The following is a 25,022-nucleotide window of genomic DNA, read 5'->3' as shown; positions in this document are numbered from 1 at the left end:
GATTTAGGTTAAACTGTAATTGAGTCATAATTAATTCCTCCAACTTGTTTTTCGTAGCTGATAACATTGTTGACCAAAGGAATTAATTTGACTCATTTTCTTTTTACACAATTATATGGGCTTGACCAGCCTCCTGCTTTTTGTGTCCAAAGTTGAGCCTAGTTCTGACGCTAACTACACGATTCCTGCTGTTTCTGTCCGAAGTTGGATCAGGTTCTGACTCTAACTACCAGCCTCCTGCTTTTTGTGTCCAAAGTTGAGCCTAGTTCTGACGCTAACTACACGGTTCCTGCTGTTTCTGTCCAAAGTTGAGCCTAGTTCTGACGCTAATAACCCGATCCCTGCTGTTTCTGTCCGAACCTGCACCAGGCTGGCACAAGCCGGGCCAATGCAAGCTCAGATCAAACCCAAGCAAACAGGGGCTTGCCATAATGCAAAGCCCCTGTAAGAATAGCGTCTCCCGAGCTTATTCTTCGCCTGTTTTATCTTCGTCTGCAGTTGTTTCTCTGCCTTCTTCATTTTCAGGTGTGCCCGCTTCCTGTTCTTCACCGCTGTTGATTTCTTCTTCCTGTCTTGGAGGAAGGATGGAAGCGATAACCGTGTCTTCTTCATTGTTTATTTCATAGCCGCGATTTGCTTTAATATCGGCGACTGTCAGGGTCTCATTTACCTGAAGGTTCGTTACATCCACTTCAACGGAGGATGGAATATTATTCGGTGTCGCTGTGACTGAGACTTCATGCATGGATTGCTGCATAACGCCTCCATCTTTCACACCTGCTGCATCTCCAGTTAAGACGACGCGTACATCTGCCGTCATTTCCTTGTTCATGTCTACCGCAAGAAAGTCGGCATGGACAATTGCATTTTTAATCGGATTGGATTGGTAGTCACTTAGCACCACTTCATGCTTGCTTCCATCTACATCCAATGAAAATACGCCGTTTCTGCCTACTTCCTTTATCGTCTTCAGAAAATCGGCTTCGCTTAAGTAGATTGATTTGCTTTGCAGCTTTGAACCATACACAACGGCAGGAAAATTCCCTTCCCTGCGCAGTGAGGTTAAGTTAGAGTTGCGTGAACCTTTTCTTTCTTTTGCCTGTAATACAGCTGTCATAAAAACGTCCCCTTCCTCATTTCAAAAATTAGTATTGTCTATATAAAAAAATGCCCTAAAATGAGGAAGTCTAAACGTTTTTGTTTTTTACAGATTTATTATTTTCAGTAAGAACGCAAATCAGGCTTGCTTTTCAGCAAGCCTGGATAGCTATATTTTATTACCGATCAATCAAACAGAGTGCTCACAGATTGCTCTTCATGAACGCGGATGATCGCTTCACCAATCAGCGGCGCAACGGAAAGTTCAACAATCTTGCCTGTTTTCTTCTCTTCCGCAAGAGTGATTGAGTTTGTTACAACCAATTCTTTGATGGTTGAATTTTCAATTCTTTCGATGGCAGGTCCGGATAGAACCGGGTGTGTACAGCATGCATACACTTCTGATGCACCGTTTTCGATCAGGGCATTTGCTGCAAGTGTAATCGTTCCGGCAGTATCAATGATATCGTCGATTAAAATGGCTGTTTTTCCATCGATGTTCCCTACAATGTTCATGACTTCAGCCACATTCGGTCTTGGACGGCGCTTGTCGATGATGGCAATCGGCGCTTTTAAACGGTCAGCCATTTTACGCGCACGTGTTACGCCGCCGTGGTCCGGTGACACAATTACAATGTCGTCATTCATCATTTTGTTCTTAAAGTAATCAGAAAGGATTGGCACGCCCATTAAATGGTCGATAGGAATATCGAAGAATCCTTGAATTTGCGGCGCATGCAGGTCAAGCGTTATCACACGGGTTGCACCAGCAGTTTCCAAAAGGTTTGCTGCAAGCTTAGCTGTAATTGGCTCGCGTGCTCTTGCCTTGCGGTCCTGGCGGGCATAGCCATAGTAAGGCATTACGATGTTGATAGTCTTGGCAGATGCACGCTTAAGAGCATCAATCATGATCAATAGCTCCATTAAATGCTCATTGACAGGAGAGCTCGTAGACTGGATTACATACACATCACATCCGCGGATGCTTTCTTCAATGTTAATTTGGATTTCGCCGTCGCTGAAGCGCGTTACGGAACATTTACCAAGCTCCACACCAATTACATTGGCGATTTCTGCAGCCAGCTTGCGGTTTGAATTTAAACTGAACACCTTTAAATTTGGATCTAAATACTGGTTTGACATTTTGGGCCTCCATCGATTTATTTCTAACAAATAGAAAGTTCGGTTTATTTCTTAATGTTTAAGTTTTGCGTGTAGTTTTCCTTATTCACCTGGCGTGCACGGGCAATGGAAAGAGCTTCTCCCGGCACATCTTCAGTAATCGTCGAGCCTGCTGCTACATATGCACCTTCTCCAATCGTTACCGGTGCCACGAGATTGGAGTTGCATCCAATGAATACACCATCTTCGATTTTGGTCAGGTACTTATTTTTGCCGTCATAATTAACTGTGATCGAGCCGCAGCCCAGGTTAACATCCTTGCCTACTTCTGCGTCGCCAATATAGCTCAGGTGAGAGGCTTTGCTTCCTTGTCCGAAAACAGACTTCTTCACTTCAACAAAGTTGCCGATTTTCACTTTATCATGAATATCTGATTGCGGGCGAATGTGAGCAAACGGCCCAATATTCACTTGTGATCCGATATGGCTGTCATGTGCCGCAGACTGGCGGATCACTGTGCCTTCTCCAATACGACAATCAGAAATCTCTGTATTTGGTCCGATCACACACTCAGAACCAATGGTGGTATTGCCGGAAATGATGGTTCCAGGGTAAAGAACTGTATCAGAGCTAATTTTCACATCCGCGCCAATATATGTGTTTGACGGATCAATAATGGTCACGCCGTTACGCATATGTTCTTCATTAATCCGCTGTTTCATGAATGATTCTGCCTGTGATAAGGCTACCCGGTCATTGACACCCAGGGTTTCGCCAAAATCAGCTGTCTGGTAAGCGGTAACGACCTCTCCTTCATTTTTCAGAATCTCAATTACATCCGGAAGGTAATATTCACCTTGTACATTATCATTTGTTACTTTGTTTAAAGCTTCAAACAAAGCCTTATTATCAAAGCAATAAGTTCCAGTATTGATTTCTTTTATTTTGCGTTCTTCGTCAGAAGCATCCTTCTGTTCCACGATTTTTTCAACCATTCCCATGTCATTGCGGATCACGCGTCCATATCCGAATGGGTTTTCCGCATGAGCTGTTAAAATAGTTGCTTTGGCAGAAAGCTCTTCGTGATGCTTGAAAAGTGCTTCCATTGTTTCATGCCTGATAAGCGGTGTATCTCCGCAGACTACGATCGTCACACCCTCTTTGCCTTCAAGCAATTCGCGGGCCTGCATAACCGCATGTGCGGTGCCCAGCTGTTCTTCCTGAAGAGCATATTTGCTGCTTGAGCCAAGCTGCTGTTCGACCATTTCTGCTCCGTGCCCAGTAATCGTGACAATTTCTTTTATGTTAAGCTTTGTAACTTGATCAACTACATGTTGAACCATCGGTTTGCCGCATACAGGGTGAAGTACTTTGTAAAGCTTTGACTTCATTCTTGTTCCCTGGCCTGCGGCTAAAATAACCGCGTATCGATTAGACATTTACAGGCCTCCATTTAACCTTTTTATCCATAACGAATATATCTTAAATGGGCTCTTATTTCAACATTGGATGACAAAGTACAAATATTTGTCATTACCGTGAATGGTATTTTCGAAAAAAAATGGTTTATATTTTTTACAGGGAGGGTATTGGACATAAAGAAAAAAGCCCTAAGCACCGCCATTAACAAGGGGCTTAGAGCTAGTTTTTAATAGCTGAAATAAAAAAGAGCCTTACTTATGAAGTAGGCCCTTGTTGATTTATTTTCTTAGGAAGCACCGGCTTCTTCAAATTCCACTTCTAATTCACCTAAACGGTGGTACTCGGCTAATACAGCCTCCTGGATTTTACCGCGCGTTCCTGAATTGATTGGGTGCGCGATATCTCTAAACTCCCCATCCGGAGTACGTTTGCTTGGCATGGCTACGAATAAGCCATTATTCCCATCAATCACACGAATATCATGAACAACAAATTCATGGTCCAGCGTAATAGATGCAATTGCCCTCATACGTCCATCCGTGTTAACGCGGCGTAATCTTACGTCTGTCACTTCCATTCTGTTCACCACCTTTTCGAGAAGATATAATCCTAATTGTATAAATTCAACATTTTTCCTGAATCTCCTTCTATAATAAAAAATATTTTTTGAATATTTTGTTCAAAGATTTTCCCCAAATAAAAATGCCCGTCACAGGAACGGGCGAATGAATGGCTGTTATTTATTTATTTATTTATTTATTTATTTTACAAGTGCTACTACTTCAATCTCCACCAGGGCATCCTTTGGCAGGCGTGCCACTTCCACACAGGAGCGCGCAGGCTTATGGGTGCTGAAGTATTCTCCATACACTTCATTGATGGCTCCAAATTCATTCATGTCCTTTATAAACACGGTTGCCTTTACCACGGTATTTAATGACGCGCCAGCTTCTTTAAGCACAGCCTGAAGGTTTTTAAATACCTGATGCGTCTGTTCTTTTACATCCCCATCTACCATAACGCCTTCTGCTGTGAGCGGAATTTGCCCTGAGCTGTAGAACAGGTTATTTACAGTGATTCCCTGAGAATAGGGTCCTATTGCTGCAGGTGCCTGATTCGTCTGAATGACTTTCATGAATTCTCCCCCTAAAAAATATGATTATTTTTTAAAATAGTTGCCTTCACTTACATTGATTTTCTTTTCCCTCACATCAACATCGGATAGACGCACAAGAGAAAGGTACTCATCAACCAGCCGTTCTTCCGCTTTTTCTGCCTCGACCAGGACAGCGATGCCTGCAAGGTTTGCTTTGAATTCTTCCAGCATGCTGACCATGCCATTAACCGTTCCGCCAGCTTTCATAAAATCGTCAATGATCAACACATTGGAACCCTCTGCCAGGCTTCTTTTCGAAAGGACCATGGTTTGAATCCTCTTGGCCGAGCCTGACACATAGTTAATACTTACCGTAGATCCTTCTGTCACCTTGCTGTCCCGTCTTACGATGACTACGGGCACATTGAGGTAATTTGCGGCAGCATAAGCAAGCGGAATCCCCTTTGTCGCTACCGTCATGACCACATCAACTGGCTTATCAGCAAAGGCTGAGGCAAATAGCCTGCCTGCACGCTGGACAATTAAAGGATCTCCGAGAATGTCAGTCATATAAAGATAGCCTCCGGGAAGAAGCCTTTCGGGGCTTGCAATTAAACTGCAAAGCTCGTCCATAAATGGCCGGGCTTCATCATCGGTTACTTTAACATGGAACTTGACGCCGCCTGCAGCTCCGGAAACTGTCTGCAGCGTACCTATTCCCCTCTGCTCAAATGTTTCTTTAATGATGGCGAGATCTTCGCTGATCGAAGACTTGGCAGAACCATACCTTTCTGAAAAGAAAGTTAAGGATACCAGCTGACGCGGATGGTTCAATAAATAATTGGTCATATCTATCAACCGTTCGCTTCTGCGAAATTTCATTGTGGAACCCCCATTTAAATCCGAATGTTTTAACGATAATATACCATTAACATACGGATTTAATCAAGCCTATGTCTTTCCCCGAGCATTCTTACTGCAAAAACCTGGTCACAAAACCCTCTGAGTCCATTATAAATCCGATGCATTCTTGAATCATGATGCACAAGCCCAAACACGGTTGGGCCGCTGCCGCTCATCAGGACAGCATCCGCACCAAATCGTTTCATCTGTTCTTTTATCTGCAGGACCTCAGGGTGCATGCTCAGTGTGACATCCTCGAGGACATTCCCCATGTTCCGGCAGACATCATCATAACAGCCCGATTGAATCGCTTCGACCATTCCTTTTGTATTCGGATGCTGCACCTTCTCTACATCCAGTCTCCTGTATACATCCGCTGTCGATACGCCGATGAACGGCTTAGCAAGTATAACCCAGCAGGTTGGAGGAGCAGGAAGCTCCTGAATTTTCTCTCCCCGCCCTGTAGCTAATGCAGTACTTCCGTATACGCAAAAAGAAACATCTGAACCGATCTCCGCCCCTATTTCAGCAAGCTCATCCAATGAAAGCCCCAGCCCCCACAGCTTGTTTAGACCTCTGAGTGCCGCTGCTGCATCACTGCTGCCGCCGGCAAGTCCAGCCGCAACCGGAATCATTTTTTCTATTGTAATGGCCACACCCTTTTTTACTTGAAACCGTTCTTTAAGAAGGTGTGCAGCCTGATATGCCAAATTCCGCTGATCATCCGGAACAAAACGGTTATGAGAGATAATCCTGATCTCGTCTTTATCTAAAAGTGTTAATTCCAGGCGGTCAGCCAAATCAATCGTTGTCATTATCATTTCCACTTCATGATAGCCATCTTCCCTTTTATGTAAAACATCCAATGACAAATTGATCTTAGCAGGCGCCTTCACCATGACCTTCAACATTTCCACCTACTTCTTTCCTTTAAATCGGACTCCTGTCCAGCTCCATAAGCGAAGCGCTTTGCCCTGCCGGTTCATTTCGAAGGGAAACCCATACTTTCATTCAGTATTGACTTTATTTTACCCGGCAATAAGCGGAGGCTTAAAGCTTTTCTTATAGAACGTCTCCATTTTTTGTCCTATTTTACCACAAAATAAACATAAAAGCTCAGGTGGCTTGGAATATAGAGGGAATCGCTGGTGGACAGAAAAAATGCCGAGGCATAAGCCTCGGCAGACGCAGTGCATATTAATGCTCAAAACTAGTGTGCGAATGCTATTTGTTAAGAAGGTTCTGCTGTGCGATTTCGATGGCCCGCTTAACCATATTGCCGGCATCCTTCGCTCGGATGCCGCCCCAGCCTTCCTTTTGGACCACATCATAAAAGCCAAGCTCTTTCGCAATTTCTTCTTTTAATCCATCTGACATAACGCCGCGTCTTCTGCCCAACATTAACATCCCCTTTCGCACTGCGGTATGTATAGTATGTGAAAGGATCCTGCTATTTTATGAAAAAAGGGTAAACAAAAAGCAGTAAACAATTTGTTCACCGCCCGCTGTCATATATATTATTAGCTTAAAGCAACCTGTCCTGATGTATCTTCATAGAATGTAATTTGAACCGTTTCTGTTAAAACATCCGCATAGCTGTAAGATACCCGTTCAAATGCATTTTCATCCTGATCTAACTCAATCACAAATACTGAAGGATACGTTTCGGCCAGAACCCCTGAGCGTTCAATGGTCTTTCTGCGCCCGCCGTTTGCTTTTAACAGGAGCCTTTTCCCAAGATTTGAATCAAGAGCTTTTTTAATATCTGATAATGTTTTTGCCATTCGGTCCACCTCACTATGTTAAGTATATCACACTGACACAATACTGTCAAACAAAAATATAAATTATAACAGTGTTTAAATTTAAATGTCAATATGTTTTGTTCTACTTTTTCTTCTAATTTTCAACAATTTTAGGATTGCCTTAATTGGAAAAGATTATGTATTGTTTTTAGAAAGCTTATAAGCTTGCCGTTCATTACCTGGGAAATAGACGATACCCCCATGCGAAATTTATCGAAAAATGCTAATTAACTTAGGCTGTTTTCGCAAAGTTTGTTGCTATTTATATTATATTTACTGAGTTGATTGTAGTGGAGGGTGCGAGATCCTCGAAAATGCATGCGCATTCTCTTCGTGCGGTGTTTACTCAAGGTAGCTTATTCAACGTCCTACGGGAGTAGCGGGACAGGTGAGACCCCACAGACGCGTAGCGTCGAGGAGGCTCACCGGCCGCCCCGTGGTTCGCTGAGCATCCTCTCACTGCAATCAACGGACAACATTGATAAGCGAAAAACAACAATTTATACGAAAAGAGCCTTAACTTATTAGAAATAACATAAAAAAACAAGCCGTATAGAATAAAAACGGCCTGCACATTAAGATTCATTTAAATCATCGTCATTGAAAGGCATTCCTGTTCTCAGTACTCCCCGTGTTTCAATTCCTCCAAGTCCCTTTTCACCTGTCAGTGTATTTCTTAAGATATCCCATAAATTGATTCTTTCCATAAATGGTGTAAGGCTGACTTTCGCAACAATGTATACAGGGTCGAGGGCATGAATATTCACTCTGGAAGGAGAACTGGCAAAATTGGCTCCAGCATGGATCAGTGATTCGAAATGTGACTGACATGCTCCTGCAAAAATGACAAGCTGATCAAGATGCGGTACTTTTTTGCGTGCTTCCCTTACTGCCTGCACAAATTCCCTGGAGTGCCTGTAAGCATTGATATCGGATTTTTTCCCCTTTGCCTTTGAATATGCATCATGGCCTGTTACAACGAGGATATCCGGCCTGTAATGGTCGATGAGCTGTCCGATTTTCATCGGCATTTCCTTTTCACTGCAATGGATTCCTGTTACAGGAATACCTATTTTTTCATACACACTCAGGCACTTTTTTAAATAGGAAGGATCACCATCCAGGTGAAGAACCCTGCCTGGTATCTGAAAATAGTTAAGCGTCTTGCTGTAGCCATCTGTCACTTCATACTCCTGCTTCTCCCTCAAGAGAGCCACATCCTGCCTGAATAGCTGGAAGGACTGTTCTTCAAGTGATCTGAACTCCTGTTCGAACTTCATCCGCTGCGCCTGGTTGATGACGATTAAATCATCACAGGGAGCATCTGCAACAAGACGGATATCCTCTCCGAATAAAATGGCAATCTTTTTCCCGCCCTGTTCTCTAATATCAATCACGCGGAATAGAATATCACAATGATATGAAATTCTTCCGACGATATCCATCGTATTTATAGTCAATGTCGTCACTCCAATTTCCCGAGGGTACACACATGCTGCATCTAAGCTCTTGTTTGTGATTTATTATTTATGTCATAAATTATGCATTTGACTATGAACATGTGCGTGGAAATGACGGATGGGAAGATAGGCATTTGGGCGAAAAAAAATGCCTGCTGTATATCGTCAGCAGGCTTGGTCCTTTATGAAAAATAAGGCAGCAAGGCATCACTCAATCGGGCAAATTCTTCGATGGATAGAGTTTCCCCTCTTCTGCCAGGCTCGACATTCGCTTGTTCGAGTGCGGAGAGAATTTTTTCCTTCTTCTGTTTTCCTTCAGGCAGCTGACTCGTTAAGTTATTCAGCAGCGTCTTGCGCCTTTGGGCAAAGCTTGCTTTTGTCACCTGGAAAAAGAAAGATTCACTTTTAACCGCCACTGCAGGCTCTGTGCGCTTTGTCAGTTTAATGACAGCTGAATCTACATTCGGCTGCGGCACAAAGACAGTCTTCGGCACGATCATGGCCGTTTCAGCCTCTGTGTAGTACTGGACAGCAATGGAAAGGGAGCCGTACTCTTTCGTGCCTGGGCGGGCCGAGATTCTGTCTGCCACTTCTTTTTGCAGCATACAGACAATGCCCCTGATCGGAAGTTTGTCCTCTAGCAGCTTCATAATAATCGGCGTTGTCACATAATACGGAAGGTTGGCGACAACCATTATATCGTCAAAGCCTTCAAATTCCCGTTCAATCGCCGTCTTAACATCTGCCTTCAATACGTCTTCATTGATGATGGATACATGCGGATATGGCGATAGAGTTTCCTCTAAAATGGGAAGCAGCCGCTGGTCAATTTCAAAAGCCAGCACCTTTTTGCTTCTCCGTGCCAACTGTTCGGTCAGTGCCCCAATCCCCGGGCCGATCTCGATGGCGCCCGACTCTTCCGTTATATCTGCATGATCGACAATTCTCCGGAGAATATTCGTATCAATCAAAAAGTTCTGTCCCAGGCTTTTCTTAAAAGAAAATCCGTATTTATCCAAAATCGCCTTTGTTCTCGCTGGCGTTGCAATATCTTTATGCATTTTGTTCCTCCTTGCGTATAGCTTCTATTGCCTCAGCAAAATCCTTTTGGCTGATCTGAAACATCATTAAGCGCTTATGAAGTTGCTTGCCGTTTGTGTAGCCGATTTTAAGTAGCCTGCCAAGCTTTTCTCTTCTTTCCTTGGCACCTTCCCCGCCAATCAGGCCTGCAGTGACCAGGTCTTCCTGTGTAATGGTTTCTTCAAAGGTTTCCTGCATAATCTGTGCGTCCTTTAATGCCTGGCGGATCATTTCCGGGGATGCATGCTCAACACCCACTCCTTTACCATGCTTGTGGAGGGCGTCCGCTTTTTCTATAAAGGCATGCTTGCATCCTGGAACTTCATTGGTGATCGTATTCCGGATCTTTTGTCCGGGAAAGTCAGGATCTGTGAACACAATTACCCCTCGGGTCTTCTGGGCAAGCTTAATTTTTTCAATGGTTACCCCATTAATGGCAGATCCATTTGTTTCAATTGTATCGGCATCCAGCGCCCTCTTAATCGCCGCTGTATCATCCTTGCCTTCCACAACTATAATTTCCTTGATTTTCATGGTTCCTCCTAAAAAAGCACAAGCGCTTTGCCGCTCCTCGAGGAGGCAGGCCACTTGGGCTAGACAGTTATCAATGTTCAAAGTAATTCTGTAAAAAATATAAAAAAATGAAAAAAACTTGAAACATTTCTGTAATGTAATTCGTCTAAAAAGATGTAAGAAGAATATATTTATAAAGAATAGTTCTTATTATATATGAACCAGCTTGAAAATGAAAAATGTTATCCATTAACCTTCTCTGCAATGAAATAAAAAATGCAGGGGAAGCCCCTGCATCACAAAATTTAATTCAGTATCTTAATTTTTACCGTTTTTCTTCCCCACTTGTATGCTTCTGATTTGGAGGAGAAGAATACATCGATTTTGTTGCCTTTAATCGCGCCGCCTGTATCAGCTGCAACGGCATAGCCATAGCCTTCCACATAGACCTTTGTTCCAAGAGGAATAACACTTGGATCAACCGCTATGACCTTAGCACCCGGATTGGCACGCAGATCCATACCAGTAGCCGTTTTGCCTGTGCATCCACTGCAATTGGCCGTATAGGCTGTAGATGATACATATATTTCTTTGCCGCTTTCTTTGCTGCTTGCTTTGCTGCTCGTTCCGCGGGAAACCACCTGTGTTGCTGCAGCCACCTTGGTTCCGACAGCAACGACCTTATCCTGCTTTTCCTTCACTTGCTTTTCACTGATCAGCTTTCTGGAAATTTCCTTGCCATTCTCCATGACAACCTCAAACTTTTTCGTCTTAAGGCCTTCTTTTCCAGCATTCATCACTTTTTCAGTGCCTTTTGCCAAGCTATTATCCTTCTTTGTCACAACTGCGAAATTAATTGGTTCTTCCACTACATCGGTGACTTTTTCAACTCGAATGACTTTTATTTTGTCATTGGCTTTGACTGTCTCTTCCAACTTTGGTTCAACGCGGTCTAAATCATTGATCTTGATTCCCTGCTGTGATAAAAAGTCAGCGACCGTAGTCGAAGTTGACCAAACCTGCTTCTCTTTGCCGCCATTATTAAGCGTTAAAGCGAATGCTTTCTCTACTTGAATTTCCAGGTTACTTTTAACAGTATCCTCTGGCTTTGGCTGAACCTTATCATGTTCAGTCAGCGTAATATTCTGTTCTTTTAAAACGTCCCCGACTGTCTTTGCAGCCGTCCAAATCGTTTTCTTCTCGTTATCTGTTACAACTTTCACCTGTTTAGCCGGTTCATAGACAATTTCTGTATTGTCCTTAACCTCTGTGTTTACCGAGGGAAACACATAATCTTCTGAGCGGAGTGAAATATCTAGATCATCGAATATATCTTGAACTGTTGTTGCATGCGTTTTGATGACTTTCTCTTGGCCCTCTATTGTCAATGCTACTGTTTTCTTTGTCGTCTCATATGCAATGAAACCGCAAGCAGCAGCAAAAACTACTAAACTAGCAGAAAAAATGGCCAATTTCTTTTTACTCAAAGACTTGGATAACAGGTTTTTCATGTTTTGAATTACGATGAAAAACGCCTCCTTTTCTCTCGGAGTGATTATATAGAGTATCTCGCCGACTGTCAACTCTTTCAATTTTCCAGCTTCCGAAAGGCTGGAAGAATGCAGGCATTGGGCTTTTTTGCCTGTATTCTTAGAACTGCACTCTATCTCTATGTATGAATGATAGTTCCCTTCTATGCATGCCTTCTTGCAAATTCATCTGTTTTTGGTCATGTTTGCCTTGGATTTATACTTTTCCACATCCATGCGAAAAATCCTTCTTTTTTTGATTTAGGAATTTTTCACGGATCTGGAAATCCTATATATTCCGCTGACCAGGCGCTCAGCAATCGGGAGTAATTTTCAAAAATCTCCTCAAGACTTCAGGTTTCCGCCCTCCACCTTTCATATCCCCGATCAGCAGCAAACGCCCTCCGCTCGCTCAGCAGGGGTGCAACAACAGCACCTTTTTTCTAGTAATTGGCAAACACTTCCGTAAACGTATTTCCTATTATGCAAAAAAACAAGATGAAAGAAAAGAGAGAATTATCGACATGGTTATCCTATGAGAGGAAGGAGACATGTAGAACTTTTTAGAATCAGAAAAAATTTGGACAAGCTCCAGCAGACTTCGACAAATTGAACTATCAGTTTATGCCGAATAATTTTTTTGCGTTTTCTGTGGTTGCCTGTGCAACTTCCTCTATTGAAAATCCTTTTATTTCTGCAATCTGCTCTGCTACCAATTTTACATAACTGGGTTCATTTCGTGTTCCTCTGTGTGGATGAGGAGTAAGATATGGGCAGTCTGTTTCAATCAACAGCTTTTCAAGCGGAATAATATCGGCTACTTCTTTTGGTTTTTTTGCGTTCTTGAAGGTCACCGGACCGCCCAGGGAAATATAAAAGTTCATATCCACACATTCCTGGGCAATCTCCGGGCTGCCGCTGAAGCAATGCATAATTCCGCCTACTTCTCCCGCTCCTTCTTCCTTAAGGATTTCGACTATATCTGCTGTGGCATCACGGTTATGGATAACGATGGGAAGCTTAACTTTCTTCGCCAGACGGATCTGCTTTCGGAAGACTTCCTTCTGAATATCCTTCGGGGACTTGTCCCAATAATAATCCAGGCCCATCTCTCCCAGTGCGACCACTTTAGGATGGCTGGAAAGCTCTTCAATCCATAGCAAATCTTCCTCTGTCATATCAATAGCATCAACCGGATGCCATCCCACACTGGCATAGATGAAATTGTATTTCTCAGTCAGCTCCATCGCTTTTTCAATGGTTGGACGGTCAAACCCGACGACCACAATGTTGGAAATTCCTTCATTAAGGGCCCGGTCGATCACTTCTTGTAAATCTTCGTTATATTGTTCGGCATTAAGATGTGCGTGTGTGTCGAAAAACATCAAAAAACTCCTTTTTCTTCATATTATTTTTCTATTACTATTATGTCAGTGATGTAACAAAATGACTTTACTGTCAAAATGGTTCCAATTATATAAATCCGCCAAAATTACTTTTCAAGAATACTTTTTTCCAAAATAAAAAACATAGAAATGCTTACGGTATACGCTTAACACTTCTATGTTTTTATTTTTAACAGGAAAAACAAATAATATTATTTTACCCTTGCACCTAATGGAAGAGATTCAGCAATGGTGGCGAGAGAAAGTTCGCCGTCTTTTCCTCCTGCTAAAATCATTCCTTCAGAAAGCTCGCCGCGAAGTTTAACAGGCTTTAAATTGGTTACACAAATCACTTTTCTGCCGACGAGTTCTTCCGGCTTATAAAATTTAGCAATTCCGGAAACGACCTGGCGTTTTTCATAGCCAAGATCCAGCTGTAATTTCAGGAGCTTATCAGCTTTTTTCACCGGTTCTGCCTCGATGACCTGGGCCACTCTTAAATCGACCTTCATAAAGTCATCAATTGAGATTTCCTCACTATCCGGCTTTTCCTCTTCTTTTGCTTCGGGCTTTGCTTCTTCTTTAGAAGCAGCAGATCCCTGCATTTTTGTTTTAATGAACTCTACTTCTTCTTTAATATCCAGGCGAGGGAAAATCGGTTCTCCCTTTAATACCTTTGTGCCTTCAGGAATCAAGCCGAATGGCTCAAGGCTTTCCCAGGATGTCAATGCTTCTTCATTTACATTAAGCTGCGTGAAGATTTCCTTCGGCGTGCGTGTCAGGAATGGCTGCAGAAGCACCGCGATTCTGCGCAGGGATTCCGCCAGATGAACCATCACACTTCCAAGCTCTTCCCTTTTTGCTTCCTCTTTGGCCAGAGTCCAGGGCTGTGTTTCATCTATATATTTATTCGTTCTGCTGACAAGCTGCCACACGGCAGATAAGGCAACAGAGAACTCCATCTTTTCCATCGCTTCCTCGTATTTGGAAACCGTCTCACGGTTCATTCGCAGCAGCTGCTGGTCGAACTCACCTTCTGAACCTGTATAGGTCGGAATAACACCGTCAAAGTATTTATTCACCATCGCAATCGTACGGTTTAGCAGGTTGCCTAAATCGTTGGCAAGATCAAAGTTGATTCTTTCCACAAAACCTTCTGGTGTAAATACTCCGTCTGCGCCGAATGGCACTTCGCGAAGCAGGTAATAGCGCAGTGCATCCAGGCCATAACGGTCAATTAGGGTAACAGGGTCCACTACATTTCCCTTTGATTTGGACATTTTGCCGTCCTTCATTAAAAGCCAGCCATGGGCAAATACCTTTTTCGGCAGTGGCACATCCAAAGCCATCAGCATGATTGGCCAGTAAATCGTATGGAAGCGCACAATTTCTTTTCCAACGAGGTGAACATCTGCAGGCCAATAGTTCAGATACTTGGAATCATCATCAGTTCCATAGCCAAGCGCGGTAATGTAGTTGGATAGTGCATCAATCCATACATACACCACATGCTTAGGATTATTCGGCACTTTTACTCCCCAGTCAAAAGTTGTTCTGGATACTGCCAAATCCTCGAGGCCCGGTTTAATGAAGTTATTGATCATTTCATTTTTACGTGATTCAGGTTGTATGAAAGATGGATTTTCTTCATAATATTGCAGAAGTCTGTCAGCGTATTTGCTTACCTTAAAGAAATAAGATTCTTCCTTTACTTTATGAACGGAACGTCCGCAGTCAGGGCAATTGCCGTCCTCAAGCTGGCGTTCTGTGTAATAAGACTCGCATGGCGTACAATACCAGCCTTCATATTCACCAAGATAAATATCACCCTGTTCTACAAGCTGGGCGAAGATTTTTTCAACGATCTGCTTATGTCTGTCCTGTGTCGTGCGGATAAAGTCATCATAGGAAATATCAAGCTTTTTCCATAGATCCTGAATGCCTGCAACAATTTCATCCACGTACTGCTGAGGTGTTACCCCTTTTTCTTCTGCCTTCTCCTGAATCTTTTGTCCATGTTCATCCGTTCCCGTCAGATACATAACGTCAAAACCGCGCATGCGTTTGTAACGCGCCATCGCATCACCGGCCACCGTTGTATAGGCATGCCCTATATGTAAATTTCCACTAGGATAATAAATTGGAGTGGTTAAATAAAACGTCTTTAATTTGTCCTCCACAAGATTCCCTCCCTTATTTTAAAAGCGCAAGCGCCTTGCCAGCCTCCGATAAAGTGACCACGAGGGGGTAGGCGCCCTGCTAGACTGTTATCGAGGTTAATTATACTAACTTTCTCTGTAAAAAAATCCCGCCCCATTTGGACGAGAGTATTAATCAGAAAATCGTGCCGTTATTGGGCCTGCTTTATCAATATTTCACAAGAAGTTATATTCGTCAGCATAACCTCTTATACCATCAAAATATACCTAAAAACTTGAAATTGTGCAACCAATAGGCAGAAAGGGTTGGCAGTATTTTTCTAAAAAGAATTTTTTAATCTTCTATCCCTAAAAAAGGAAACTGCCTTTCGAATATTATTATCGTAATCGCATGGGTTTTTGTAGAATTTTGTCGAAATGTCGAAAAGGGTCATATCCTTATTTTATGGAAGATTATTTCCATATTTTCGTTAAAATCGGCATTTATTTCGGAAATCGTAGTTATACCAATACTTCATCTAGTTTCCTAAAATTTTCTATTCCATTCCAAAATAAAGTAATTGACGTATATGGGAATGGCTGGTATTATAAATATAACAAAGATTTTGTCGAATAATGACGAAACTATATAGATAGAGAAAAATATTATTGGAGATTTGAGAGGAGAATTTTATTATGAAATCTACAGGTATTGTTCGTAAAGTTGATGAGCTTGGCCGGGTAGTAATCCCTATTGAACTAAGACGCACACTTGGAATCGCTGAAAAGGATGCTTTGGAAATCTACGTAGATGACGAAAGAATCATCCTTAAAAAGTACAAGCCAAACATGACTTGCCATGTTACCGGGGAAGTATCTGATGATAATATCTCACTGGCTAATGGCAAACTAATCTTAAGCCGCGACGGTGCAGAACAGCTGTTAAAAGAAATTCAAAACACTTTTGAAACTGTAAAATAAATAGAAAAGCGGAAGCGCCTTGTCCACCCCCGACATGCACATGATGATCCTCACGGATTGGTTTGTGACCTCGAGGGGGTAGGCGCTGGAGCTAGACAATGAACAAAGCTTCTCACTTATGTGAGAAGCTTTTTTATTCTTCAATATGATAGGCATGGTAAACATCCCGCTTACTTAAGTCCCGATCTTTTGCAGTTTGCTTGATGGCTTCCTTGCTCGAAAGCCCAGTTTCTTCTATATAATGTCTGACATGATCCTCAATCGAATGATTCTCCCACCAAGCAGCTTCTGCCTCCTGCACAGTTTCGGAAGTCCCTTCAATAATAATCACAAATTCTCCTCTCACTTCACCGCCGCTTGAAGCCCAATCCATCACTTCTTCTACAGTTCCCCGGATAAATTCTTCATATCTCTTTGTCAGTTCACGGCATAAAACAATATTTCTGTTGCCCATGATTACAGACATCAATGAGAGGGTTTCTTTCAGGCGATGGGGAGCTTCATATAAGATGACGGTTGCCGATAGCCTGGAGAGATCCTCGAGTTCCTGCTTCTTGTGTTTCTTCTGCCTGTTCAAAAATCCATAGAAATAAAAAGGCTGGGTGTTGATGCCGGAAGCAATCAGGCCGGTTAAAGCAGCATTCGCACCGGGAAGGGGCACCACTGTCAGCCTTTCTTCAGCAGCCGCTGTTACAAGGTCATAGCCCGGGTCTGAAATCGCAGGCATCCCTGCATCACTGACAAGGGCAATTTTTGCGCCATTGGCCACTTTTTCAATCAGCTTCTGTCCGCTGATTTCCTTATTATGTTCATGATAGCTGATGATGGGTGTGTCAATCTCAAAGTGATTGCATAGCTTCTTTGTATTGCGCGTATCTTCCGCTGCAATAAAGTCCGCTTCCTTTAGGATTCTAACCGCCCTGAAGCTCATGTCTTCCAGATTGCCGATAGGAGTTGGGACTAAATATAAAATTCCTTTTGTCTCTTCATGTTCAAAGCTTTTTTGCTGCCACATATGTACCACCCGTCTCTTTCTTGAACAGCGCAGAGCGCCCGCTTATCGGCTTAAGACCTCGAGCCGATGGTGCTCGGAGCTAGACTGTTTTCAAATTATTAAAATGAAACATTGTGTTGTCTTAAAAACTCGTCCTTCTTCTTCCGGGACCATTGTTTGAATTCATATTCCGCTCTCATTGCTTCGCCCTTTTCCGAAAAAGAACGGGAGAAGACCAGCTCAACCGGGCCTCTTCCTCTGGTATACTTGGCCCCTTTTCCTTCATTATGGACCTTTACCCGTTTTTCAAGATCATTGGTGTAGCCTGCATACAAGCTGCCATCACGGCAAAGGAGAACGTAAAAAAAATGGCTATTCTCCATATAAAATCTCTCTCATTTCGGGTGTGTATTCATTTTCTTCATTATATACAAATAAAGGAGGCAGGATTTTAAGATCCGGGTTGCCGTTTTTGACTGCCTCAATCAGCAGGGTGTTTGCTTCTTTTCCCGCCTTCGGATAAACAAACTGCACCCTTTTCGGCTCCAGTTTATACTTGCGCATTAGGGTGACAATGTCGAGGAACCTGCCCGGCCTGTGCACAAATGCCACCTTGCCTCCCTGTCTCGCAAGCCCGCTTGACGCTTTCACCGCATCCTCAAGTGTACACAGAATTTCATGGCGGGCAATCGCCAAATGCTCATTTTCATTGATTTCATCCTTAGAAGGTGTTGGAAAGTAAGGCGGGTTGCAGGTGACAACATCAAATTTTCCATAACCTAATTCACTATGGATCTCTTTAATATCCCCCTGAATCATCTTAATCCGGTCTTGAAGCTTATTGTATTCAATGCTTCTGACCGCCATATCATGCAGACGCTCCTGAATTTCGACGCCTGTAATGGCCCCTTTTGTTCTTGTGCTCAAAAAAAGCGGAATCACGCCATTTCCGCTGCACAAATCAATAAGATTGCCTTTTTGAATCGGCACATACACAAACCGGGCCAGCAGGACAGCATCCAGTGAAAAAGAAAAAACGGCCGGGCTTTGGATGATTCTCATATCTTCAGCCAGCAAATAGTCCAGCCGCTCCCCTTCTTTTAAAAAATCCATTCTTGATCCTCCATGCTTCTTTGATTCTTTGCTTTTATGGAAAAATAGCCTTCCTATCACAGGAAGGCTAAAGGTTTACTTCTTATTCAGGAAAGACAGGCAGAACAGACAGTCTCCCTCTTTACGCGGGCTGCCAAAATGAAGATTGCAAATGTGAAAGCCCTCCTGATAGAGGCGGGCCAGGTTATCATAGCCTTCGCCAATATCAATCACCTTATCATCACCTGCAGCATCAGCAGACTGCTCTGATTTTCCTTTTTTTGCCGATGTGCTTTCCTTTTCCGCAGGTATGTCTAAATGACGTCGTAAATGTTCATTTTCCAGCTTCAAGGAGTTATTCTCTTCAAGTATTTCTGCCAAATGCTGCTTTAACTCACCAAGCTGCTGATATAACTCTCCAATTTGGGTTTCCATATTACTCACTGAGTCAAAGATTTCTTTTTTATCCACGACTTCCACCTCTTAATCTGTGGACTGAACTGATACAGCACCTTGTTTTAAAATTTCATCCAGTGTATATTCGAGGACGCGCTCGGCTTCTTTCACATCAACCTGCAGCACACGCTCCAATATATTCAAGCCTACCACTTTTCCGGCTCCGTCCGGGGTCTGAATCCATTCCCCAAGGTCCGGAAGCATTTCTTTAGCTGCTTCATACTCATCATTTTCATATTTCAGGCAGCACATTAAGCGCCCGCATAAACCCGATATTTTCGTTGGGTTCAGCGATAGATTCTGGTCCTTTGCCATCTTAATGGATACAGGATCAAAGTCACCCAGGAAAGTGGAACAGCACAGCATTCTTCCGCATGGGCCAATTCCGCCCAGCATTTTTGCTTCATCCCTCACACCAATCTGGCGAAGTTCAATCCTTGTCCGGAAGATGGCTGCGAGATCTTTGACAAGCTCGCGGAAGTCAACCCGGCCATCAGCCGTAAAGTAGAAGATGACCTTATTTCGGTCAAATGTATATTCAACATCCACCAGCTTCATATCAAGCTGATGTGTTTGTACCTTTTCACAGCATACCTCGTATGCTTCCTTGGCGGCCTGCTTGTTCTCCTCAACAATCATGCGATCCTTTTGATCTGCAATACGAAGAACCTTTTTTAATGGAAGGACAACATCATGCTCATCGACCTGCTTCGGGGCAATTACCACTTTTCCGTATTCAACGCCTCGGACAGTTTCGACAATGACAAAGTCATCCTTTTGTATTGAGAGATCTCCGGGATCAAAATAATAAATCTTGCCCGCTTTTTTAAAGCGCACTCCTACTACATCATACAAAGGAAGATCCCTCCTGCAATTTTAACACAAGCTGTTCCATCAACAGCTGCGGATTCATATTTGCCTGCAATTTTCTTTTTGCCTCTAAAACAGCCGTCATCTGTTCCGTCAGGCCTTTAGTGGAAGATTGCAGCGCAAACTGCTCTAAACGTTTTCGATCGTTCAGATGGACAACCTGGTCTTGTTTCCCAAGCTGAATATATAGTAAATCTTTAAAAATAAGAAGTAATAGATCCAAGCCGCGATCAATCTGCTCTTTTTCTTTAAAGTGCAAGAACCAATCCTCCTGAAGGGCAACCATTGCCTCAAGCGGATTCTTCTTTACCACTTCATATAATTTTAACACTATTTTTTGTGCTTGTACAAACCAATCATCAGAACTATATTGTAAAGCTTCATCCAAATTATTGGTAATTTGTGCAAGTAATGGTGCCAGGGCAGGATCCACTCCATTATTTTTTAATTGCTGAATCATTTCAGCAGGAGATAATGGTTTAAAGGAAATGGACTGGCAGCGAGATAGAATAGTAGGAAGCATCTGCTGCGATTGCTCGGTAATCAGCACAGCCGTCGTCTCTGAATGAGGTTCCTCCAGAAATTTAAGCAGACTGTTGGCAGCGTTCACTGTCATTTTGTCAGCATGAACAATCACATACAGTTTCCGCCTGGATTCTACCCCGGTCTTTGAAAACTCTTCCTGCAGGCTTTGAATCTGATTTTTTTTGATAGAAAGACCGTCCGGCTCCAGAATATGAACATCCGGATGATTTCCGCTGTTTATCCTTTTGCAGTTTGAACATGTTTCACATGGAACATACCCTTCAAGCGGTTCATGGCAAAATCGGCTCTTCGCCAAAATCATGCTTGCTTCCCGCTTTCCTGTTCCTTTCATCCCTTCAAACAAGTAGGCGTGGGCCAGCCGATCCTTTACTATGCTATTTTTAAACATTTTTAATACAACTGGCTGTATAGCCTCTAGCTGTTCCCACGTTTTTCCCACAAGTATCACTCACTTACATATATAAATTTATTAGGAGCCCCTTAATCTCTCCGACTTTTCCTAATATATCAATAGAAGATTCTTCTTTATTCATTAATTCATCTGTCAGATCTGAAAGCTTTTCATCAACCGTTTCCATCACTTTCAGAGACCGGCCCTGTCCATGCTGGTTCCAGCTGTGCGATTGCCTCAGCTCCATTCCAAAATCAACCGCTTCTTTCACAAATCGTTTCACAAGCGTTTTAAATTTGGCCAGATCCTTAAAGGTTCTGGAGCGGGCCAGCCGTTCTCCTGCGGCATCTATATCCTTTAACAGCCCCTGAAGCTGGGAAGCCTGCATTTTCTGGTCTTGCTTCTGCACCATTTCAGAGAATTTAACACCGTTCCCGGCTGCCTGCTTCTGCTCATTACGGACATTTTCCATCTTGAGCCGAAGTTCCTGATTAATTTTCATAACTGATCCTCCGCAAAGGGCTCAAAGTTCCCTCTGTAATGTTTAAAAATGATGGAACTGCTCGACCGGCAGAACAAAGACTGTCGCACCGCCCACCTCAACTTCAACAGGGTACGGCACATAAGAATCAGCGTTGCCGCCCATCGGGGATACCGGTGCAACCAGCTGGTCTCTTGCTCTGCAATTTTCCTTAATAATCTGCATCGCTCTGTCCACACGAATATCCTCTGTCCCGATCATGAACGTTGTATTGCCTGATTTCAAGAATCCGCCTGTGCTGGCCAATTTTGTCGCACGAAAATTATTGTCAACCAGAGCATTCATTAGCTTATTGCTGTCCTGATCCTGAATGACTGCCAGAATTAATTTCATAAGCCCATCCCCTTTACAAAGTTTTCATCCGTATTGTCTTACTTTTATTATATCAATTATTTTATCTTCAAGCAGAAATTAAGGGAATCCAGAAAAAATATTTTAAAAAGGCCTTAAAGAAATAAGCTCTTTAAGGCAGGTTTTTATATTCGTTTTTTCAGCTTAGTCTCCGCCTGCTGATACACTTCCTCCAATGGCTTTGAAGCATCAATCTTAAAGATGCGCTCCGGGTAAAGCTCCATTAGCTTCAGATAGCCCTCCCGCACTTTATGGTGAAAATCAAGCTTTTCCAGATCCAGGCGGTTTACTTCCCGTCCTTTATGCTGATTGATTCTTTCCAGCCCGGCCTCAGGTTCAATATCAAAATACAATGTCAGTTCAGGCATCATGCCTTCAATGGCAAAGCTGTTGATAGAGTAAACCTCCTCAATGCCAAGTCCTCTTGCATAACCCTGATAGGCAAGAGAGCTATCAATAAACCGGTCACATAAAATGATAGATCCCTCATCCAGTGCCGGCTTTACTTTCTCGGCCAGGTGCTGCCTTCTGGCTGCCGCATACAGCAGAGCCTCTGTTCTCGGATCCATCTTTGTATTCTTTTTATCAAGTATGACACTTCGAATTTGCTCAGCAATCTCAATTCCGCCAGGCTCTCTTGTCTGAAGCACCTGATAGCCTTCATTTGCCAGATTAGTTGCCAGCATATCTATAATCGTAGTCTTCCCGGCACCCTCAGGTCCTTCGACCGTAATAAACTTACCTTTTTTCATTTTATTTCCTCCAGCTGCTTTTATAGATCCTGATATATGTTGATGCTGCCTGCTATTAAATTGTCCCCATTTTGAAACCGTGCTCCGGCTTGAATTTGAAATCTGATGTTTTCGATATCTTCACTCTCAATGATTTCACCCGGGTATAAGAGCGGAATGCCTGGCGGATAAGGAATTACCTGCTGAGCGCATATTTTGCCGGCCGCCTTCTCCAATGCCACCGTTTTAATGGTGTGCTGACTCTGTCCCTTTTGCTCAAGGGCAAGACCGGAAACAGACTTTTTGCTGAAAGTGATTTTTTTCTGGCGTTCTGCTGGTCGGAATGACGTCAATTCCTCTTTCAAACATTCAACAACCCGCTCAAATGGGTAATCCATATCGTTCTTCAAAAGCGGCAAAACAAACAGGACATTATACGGATCAGCCATTTCTGTAAAGATCCCGTGCTTCTCCAGAAGAGACTGCAGTTCAAATCCGCTAAGTGTGGTTTCCGACTGGATGGTTAGCTTTAAAGGGTCACCGTTGTGATGTTGGAATGACAGTACCTTAATACCTTTTATAGCGTTAAGACTCTTCCTGAAATACCCGATTTTTTCTAGCAGTGCTTCCTCATCCTTTTTTGAAAATGAAGCTAAATAAGCCCTTGCCAAATCAAGAGAAGCCATAATCGGATAAGAAGGGCTGCTTGATTGGAGTATTCCCAGATAGTTGGTCACTTTTTCTTCCTTTATAAACTGGCTGTTAAAATGCAGATAAGCACCCATCGTCATAGCAGGCAGCGTTTTATGTGCCGATTGTACAGTAAGATCTGCCTGAAGCTGAACGGCCGAAGCAGGAAAATGGCTCCCGCCTATTAAATGGGCTCCATGCGCCTCATCCACCAGCACCGGAATACCATGATTGTGGGCGCATTGAATAATATTTTCCAGGTCGTATACCATTCCATAATAATTTGGATAAGTTACGATGATTGCTTTTGCATCCGGATATTGCCTGATCGCCTCTTTTACCGTTTCTAAAGCCACTCCCCCGGCGACGCCCCACTCTTCATTAAACTCAGGCGCTAAAAAGACCGGCTTCGCCTTAGCCAAAGCAATGCCATTCAGGATAGACTTATGGCAGTTCCGCTGAACCAATACAGTCTCACCTTCGTCTGCGGCTGACAGGACCATGGCAAGATTCCCTGCAGTCGACCCGTTCACAAGGAAAAAGCTTTTTGAAACTCCATACAGGCCGGCAAGCAGCTTCTGTGCCTCCAGGATGACCCCTTCGGGAGAATGCAAATCATCCAGTCCACTGAGCTCCGTAGCATCAAGCTTTAAGATATGTTTAAAATAGTCTGCTCCCTCACCTGCTGCAATAAACCCATTCTTATGGCCCGGCACATGAAAGGATAACGGCTGGTGTGAAGCATGTATTTGTAATTGATTCCATAATGGAGTGTTTTCCTGATTCATATGTTCACACTTTCCTTTGATTCTTCTCCTATTTTAACAAAACAAGTATGTAACTGCTACATAAGGGCAATATCTGTGCCAGTCCCTTTAGCATAAAGCAAAATAATAAAAGAAATCCTTTATAGACATACACCCAAATTAGATTTTCATCATACAATATTAATCAAGTAACCTCAGAAAAACCCGCCATTGAAAATTCAAAAAATTGTATACAATAATAGTAATCTGGGCAGACTAAGGGTATGGAGGTGGAGTGATTGGGTTCGCTATTAGCAAAAAAACAGGCAGGGGAAGAATGTGTCATATGCGAGCAGGAAAAGACCAGGGGAATACATCTATACACTTCTTTTATCTGCACAGATTGTGAAAATGATTTAATCACCACGGATACAAGTCATCCAAAATATAATTATTACTTAAAGAAGCTGCGGAAAATAACAATGCCGGAGATATTTTCTTGAAATGTAAGCCCTTTGATAGGGGCTTTTTATTTTTTTGCGCTGCCGGGGCAGCTGTGATAGCGCGGTATTTCAGGCTTGCCGGGGATTTATTTGGGCGCGTGCCTGGGGTTTGGCAGTTTATCTGATAGGTTTTTGCGTTTATCTAGCAGGTTTTGGGTTTTATCTAGCAGGTTTATGAATTTATCTTACATTCTTTATGATTTATCTAGCAGGTTTGGGAGTTTATCTAACATTTAGCACAATCCTGCGTTGCAAAAACGAAAATGACCATAAAGATAGGAATGGTGCATATAATTTGATTCTGGCGCATATAGCGTGATAGTGATGCATATCTGTGCCGAAGTGACGCATATTCAGAAACAGTGACGCATTTGTCGACCGAAGTGACGCATAACTGCACTTTTCATATAAAAAAAAGAGTCCATTTGATTCAGACACCTATCATTACACACAAAAAAGAGCACCCATCAGGTGCTCTTTCATATGCCCGGCAGCGTCCTACTCTCACAGGGGGACAGCCCCCAACTACCATCGGCGCTGAGAAGCTTAACTTCCGTGTTCGGTATGGGAACGGGTGTG

Annotated in this window: 27 protein-coding genes and 1 rRNA gene; 2 read left to right on the top strand and 26 right to left on the bottom strand. The window is 43.0% G+C overall.

Going from position 1 to position 25,022, the window contains the following annotated elements:
• Positions 1-466: 466 nt before the first annotated feature.
• The 15 genes from M3205_RS22135 to metG all read right to left on the bottom strand — a co-directional run bounded on the left by M3205_RS22135 (position 467) and on the right by metG (position 15,593).
• The gene (locus tag M3205_RS22135) at positions 467-1,117 is read right to left on the bottom strand and encodes a 50S ribosomal protein L25/general stress protein Ctc (RefSeq protein WP_251171863.1); all 651 of its coding nucleotides are present in this window, start codon (positions 1,115-1,117) and stop codon (positions 467-469) included.
• Positions 1,118-1,284: 167 nt separating this feature from the next.
• Complete coding sequence (locus M3205_RS22130) at positions 1,285-2,241, bottom strand: ribose-phosphate diphosphokinase (protein ID WP_251171862.1); 957 nt, start codon at positions 2,239-2,241, stop codon at positions 1,285-1,287.
• Positions 2,242-2,285: 44 nt separating this feature from the next.
• Positions 2,286-3,659 carry a bifunctional UDP-N-acetylglucosamine diphosphorylase/glucosamine-1-phosphate N-acetyltransferase GlmU gene (glmU, locus tag M3205_RS22125; RefSeq protein ID WP_251171861.1) on the bottom strand — a complete coding sequence of 458 codons (1,374 nt, stop codon included), beginning with the start codon at positions 3,657-3,659 and terminating at the stop codon, positions 2,286-2,288.
• Positions 3,660-3,928: 269 nt separating this feature from the next.
• Entirely contained in the window at positions 3,929-4,219 is a 291-nt protein-coding gene (gene spoVG / locus M3205_RS22120) for a septation regulator SpoVG (protein WP_009336662.1), read from the bottom strand.
• Between the two features lie 183 nt (positions 4,220-4,402).
• A complete protein-coding gene (locus tag M3205_RS22115) occupies positions 4,403-4,777 on the bottom strand; it encodes a RidA family protein (protein ID WP_251171860.1) in 375 nt (124 codons plus the stop codon).
• A 24-nt stretch (positions 4,778-4,801) separates the two neighbouring features.
• Complete coding sequence (purR, locus tag M3205_RS22110) at positions 4,802-5,620, bottom strand: pur operon repressor (protein ID WP_076262377.1); 819 nt, start codon at positions 5,618-5,620, stop codon at positions 4,802-4,804.
• A gap of 59 nt (positions 5,621-5,679) precedes the next feature.
• On the bottom strand, positions 5,680-6,549 hold the full coding sequence (gene ispE, locus M3205_RS22105; RefSeq protein ID WP_251171865.1) for a 4-(cytidine 5'-diphospho)-2-C-methyl-D-erythritol kinase: 870 nt from the start codon (positions 6,547-6,549) through the stop codon (positions 5,680-5,682).
• Between the two features lie 316 nt (positions 6,550-6,865).
• Positions 6,866-7,039, bottom strand: coding sequence for a small, acid-soluble spore protein, alpha/beta type (locus tag M3205_RS22100; RefSeq protein WP_026041722.1), 174 nt, complete (start codon positions 7,037-7,039; stop codon positions 6,866-6,868).
• 122 nt (positions 7,040-7,161) lie between these two features.
• Complete coding sequence (gene veg / locus M3205_RS22095; RefSeq protein WP_009336667.1) at positions 7,162-7,425, bottom strand: biofilm formation stimulator Veg; 264 nt, start codon at positions 7,423-7,425, stop codon at positions 7,162-7,164.
• A 596-nt stretch (positions 7,426-8,021) separates the two neighbouring features.
• On the bottom strand, positions 8,022-8,906 hold the full coding sequence (yabG, locus tag M3205_RS22090) for a sporulation peptidase YabG (RefSeq protein WP_285886846.1): 885 nt from the start codon (positions 8,904-8,906) through the stop codon (positions 8,022-8,024).
• A 182-nt stretch (positions 8,907-9,088) separates the two neighbouring features.
• Entirely contained in the window at positions 9,089-9,967 is an 879-nt protein-coding gene (gene rsmA, locus M3205_RS22085) for a 16S rRNA (adenine(1518)-N(6)/adenine(1519)-N(6))-dimethyltransferase RsmA (protein WP_251171859.1), read from the bottom strand.
• On the bottom strand, positions 9,960-10,520 hold the full coding sequence (gene rnmV, locus M3205_RS22080) for a ribonuclease M5 (RefSeq protein WP_251171858.1): 561 nt from the start codon (positions 10,518-10,520) through the stop codon (positions 9,960-9,962). Before rnmV ends, rsmA begins: the two co-directional genes overlap by 8 nt.
• Before the next feature lie 284 nt (positions 10,521-10,804).
• A complete protein-coding gene (locus M3205_RS22075; protein WP_251171857.1) occupies positions 10,805-12,010 on the bottom strand; it encodes a G5 and 3D domain-containing protein in 1,206 nt (401 codons plus the stop codon).
• 635 nt (positions 12,011-12,645) lie between these two features.
• On the bottom strand, positions 12,646-13,413 hold the full coding sequence (locus tag M3205_RS22070) for a TatD family hydrolase (protein ID WP_251171856.1): 768 nt from the start codon (positions 13,411-13,413) through the stop codon (positions 12,646-12,648).
• 212 nt (positions 13,414-13,625) lie between these two features.
• Positions 13,626-15,593 (bottom strand): methionine--tRNA ligase, encoded by a 1,968-nt coding sequence (gene metG, locus M3205_RS22065; RefSeq protein WP_251171855.1) that lies wholly within the window; start codon positions 15,591-15,593, stop codon positions 13,626-13,628.
• A 654-nt stretch (positions 15,594-16,247) separates the two neighbouring features.
• Here metG and M3205_RS22060 point away from each other — a divergent pair.
• The gene (locus tag M3205_RS22060; RefSeq protein ID WP_048009776.1) at positions 16,248-16,532 is read left to right on the top strand and encodes an AbrB/MazE/SpoVT family DNA-binding domain-containing protein; all 285 of its coding nucleotides are present in this window, start codon (positions 16,248-16,250) and stop codon (positions 16,530-16,532) included.
• A gap of 133 nt (positions 16,533-16,665) precedes the next feature.
• On the opposite strand, the gene rsmI is transcribed toward M3205_RS22060, so the two are convergent.
• From rsmI to M3205_RS22010, 10 genes are all read right to left on the bottom strand, one after another.
• Positions 16,666-17,547: a 16S rRNA (cytidine(1402)-2'-O)-methyltransferase gene (rsmI, locus tag M3205_RS22055; RefSeq protein ID WP_251171854.1), complete on the bottom strand. Its 882-nt coding sequence runs from the start codon at positions 17,545-17,547 to the stop codon at positions 16,666-16,668.
• Between the two features lie 98 nt (positions 17,548-17,645).
• Positions 17,646-17,909, bottom strand: coding sequence for a GIY-YIG nuclease family protein (locus M3205_RS22050; protein WP_251171853.1), 264 nt, complete (start codon positions 17,907-17,909; stop codon positions 17,646-17,648).
• Complete coding sequence (locus M3205_RS22045; protein WP_251171852.1) at positions 17,899-18,639, bottom strand: tRNA1(Val) (adenine(37)-N6)-methyltransferase; 741 nt, start codon at positions 18,637-18,639, stop codon at positions 17,899-17,901. The genes M3205_RS22050 and M3205_RS22045 overlap by 11 nt, the downstream gene beginning before the upstream one ends.
• 75 nt (positions 18,640-18,714) lie before the next feature.
• On the bottom strand, positions 18,715-19,089 hold the full coding sequence (yabA, locus tag M3205_RS22040; protein WP_251171851.1) for a DNA replication initiation control protein YabA: 375 nt from the start codon (positions 19,087-19,089) through the stop codon (positions 18,715-18,717).
• A gap of 12 nt (positions 19,090-19,101) precedes the next feature.
• Entirely contained in the window at positions 19,102-19,929 is an 828-nt protein-coding gene (locus M3205_RS22035) for a PSP1 domain-containing protein (RefSeq protein ID WP_035332950.1), read from the bottom strand.
• Positions 19,922-20,929: a DNA polymerase III subunit delta' gene (holB, locus tag M3205_RS22030; RefSeq protein WP_251171850.1), complete on the bottom strand. Its 1,008-nt coding sequence runs from the start codon at positions 20,927-20,929 to the stop codon at positions 19,922-19,924. The genes M3205_RS22035 and holB overlap by 8 nt, the downstream gene beginning before the upstream one ends.
• Before the next feature lie 13 nt (positions 20,930-20,942).
• Positions 20,943-21,383, bottom strand: a complete 441-nt coding sequence (locus M3205_RS22025; RefSeq protein WP_251171849.1) for a YaaR family protein — start codon at positions 21,381-21,383, stop codon at positions 20,943-20,945.
• A gap of 42 nt (positions 21,384-21,425) precedes the next feature.
• Entirely contained in the window at positions 21,426-21,755 is a 330-nt protein-coding gene (locus tag M3205_RS22020; RefSeq protein ID WP_251171848.1) for a cyclic-di-AMP receptor, read from the bottom strand.
• A 143-nt stretch (positions 21,756-21,898) separates the two neighbouring features.
• Complete coding sequence (gene tmk, locus M3205_RS22015) at positions 21,899-22,525, bottom strand: dTMP kinase (RefSeq protein ID WP_251171847.1); 627 nt, start codon at positions 22,523-22,525, stop codon at positions 21,899-21,901.
• A 20-nt stretch (positions 22,526-22,545) separates the two neighbouring features.
• Positions 22,546-23,982 carry an aminotransferase class I/II-fold pyridoxal phosphate-dependent enzyme gene (locus M3205_RS22010; protein ID WP_251171846.1) on the bottom strand — a complete coding sequence of 479 codons (1,437 nt, stop codon included), beginning with the start codon at positions 23,980-23,982 and terminating at the stop codon, positions 22,546-22,548.
• A 257-nt stretch (positions 23,983-24,239) separates the two neighbouring features.
• Here M3205_RS22010 and M3205_RS22005 point away from each other — a divergent pair, with 257 nt between their 5' ends.
• Entirely contained in the window at positions 24,240-24,443 is a 204-nt protein-coding gene (locus M3205_RS22005) for a sigma factor G inhibitor Gin (protein WP_095246026.1), read from the top strand.
• A gap of 485 nt (positions 24,444-24,928) precedes the next feature.
• On the opposite strand, the gene rrf is transcribed toward M3205_RS22005, so the two are convergent.
• Positions 24,929-25,022: ribosomal RNA gene (rrf, locus tag M3205_RS22000) — 5S ribosomal RNA — on the bottom strand; the annotation flags it as partial.

Source organism: Cytobacillus firmus (genome assembly GCF_023715565.1).
Lineage (GTDB): Bacteria > Bacillota > Bacilli > Bacillales > Cytobacillaceae > Cytobacillus > Cytobacillus firmus_C.
Note: the sequence above shows the minus strand (reverse complement) of the source record. Positions and strands in the feature narration are given on the sequence as shown.

Bases quoted from the DNA above. Each gene is read 5' to 3' on its own strand.
- M3205_RS22135 (WP_251171863.1), bottom strand. From the start codon at position 1,117: ATGACAGCTGTATTACAGGCAAAAGAAAGAAAAGGTTCACGCAACTCT.
- M3205_RS22130 (WP_251171862.1), bottom strand. From the start codon at position 2,241: ATGTCAAACCAGTATTTAGATCCAAATTTAAAGGTGTTCAGTTTAAAT.
- glmU (WP_251171861.1), bottom strand. From the start codon at position 3,659: ATGTCTAATCGATACGCGGTTATTTTAGCCGCAGGCCAGGGAACAAGA.
- spoVG (WP_009336662.1), bottom strand. From the start codon at position 4,219: ATGGAAGTGACAGACGTAAGATTACGCCGCGTTAACACGGATGGACGT.
- M3205_RS22115 (WP_251171860.1), bottom strand. From the start codon at position 4,777: ATGAAAGTCATTCAGACGAATCAGGCACCTGCAGCAATAGGACCCTAT.
- purR (WP_076262377.1), bottom strand. From the start codon at position 5,620: ATGAAATTTCGCAGAAGCGAACGGTTGATAGATATGACCAATTATTTA.
- veg (WP_009336667.1), bottom strand. From the start codon at position 7,425: ATGGCAAAAACATTATCAGATATTAAAAAAGCTCTTGATTCAAATCTT.
- rsmA (WP_251171859.1), bottom strand. From the start codon at position 9,967: ATGCATAAAGATATTGCAACGCCAGCGAGAACAAAGGCGATTTTGGAT.
- rnmV (WP_251171858.1), bottom strand. From the start codon at position 10,520: ATGAAAATCAAGGAAATTATAGTTGTGGAAGGCAAGGATGATACAGCG.
- M3205_RS22075 (WP_251171857.1), bottom strand. From the start codon at position 12,010: ATGAAAAACCTGTTATCCAAGTCTTTGAGTAAAAAGAAATTGGCCATT.
- M3205_RS22070 (WP_251171856.1), bottom strand. From the start codon at position 13,413: ATGTTTTTCGACACACACGCACATCTTAATGCCGAACAATATAACGAA.
- M3205_RS22060 (WP_048009776.1), top strand. From the start codon at position 16,248: ATGAAATCTACAGGTATTGTTCGTAAAGTTGATGAGCTTGGCCGGGTA.
- rsmI (WP_251171854.1), bottom strand. From the start codon at position 17,547: ATGTGGCAGCAAAAAAGCTTTGAACATGAAGAGACAAAAGGAATTTTA.
- M3205_RS22050 (WP_251171853.1), bottom strand. From the start codon at position 17,909: ATGGAGAATAGCCATTTTTTTTACGTTCTCCTTTGCCGTGATGGCAGC.
- M3205_RS22045 (WP_251171852.1), bottom strand. From the start codon at position 18,639: ATGGATTTTTTAAAAGAAGGGGAGCGGCTGGACTATTTGCTGGCTGAA.
- M3205_RS22025 (WP_251171849.1), bottom strand. From the start codon at position 21,383: ATGAAAATTAATCAGGAACTTCGGCTCAAGATGGAAAATGTCCGTAAT.
- M3205_RS22020 (WP_251171848.1), bottom strand. From the start codon at position 21,755: ATGAAATTAATTCTGGCAGTCATTCAGGATCAGGACAGCAATAAGCTA.
- tmk (WP_251171847.1), bottom strand. From the start codon at position 22,525: ATGAAAAAAGGTAAGTTTATTACGGTCGAAGGACCTGAGGGTGCCGGG.
- M3205_RS22010 (WP_251171846.1), bottom strand. From the start codon at position 23,982: ATGAATCAGGAAAACACTCCATTATGGAATCAATTACAAATACATGCT.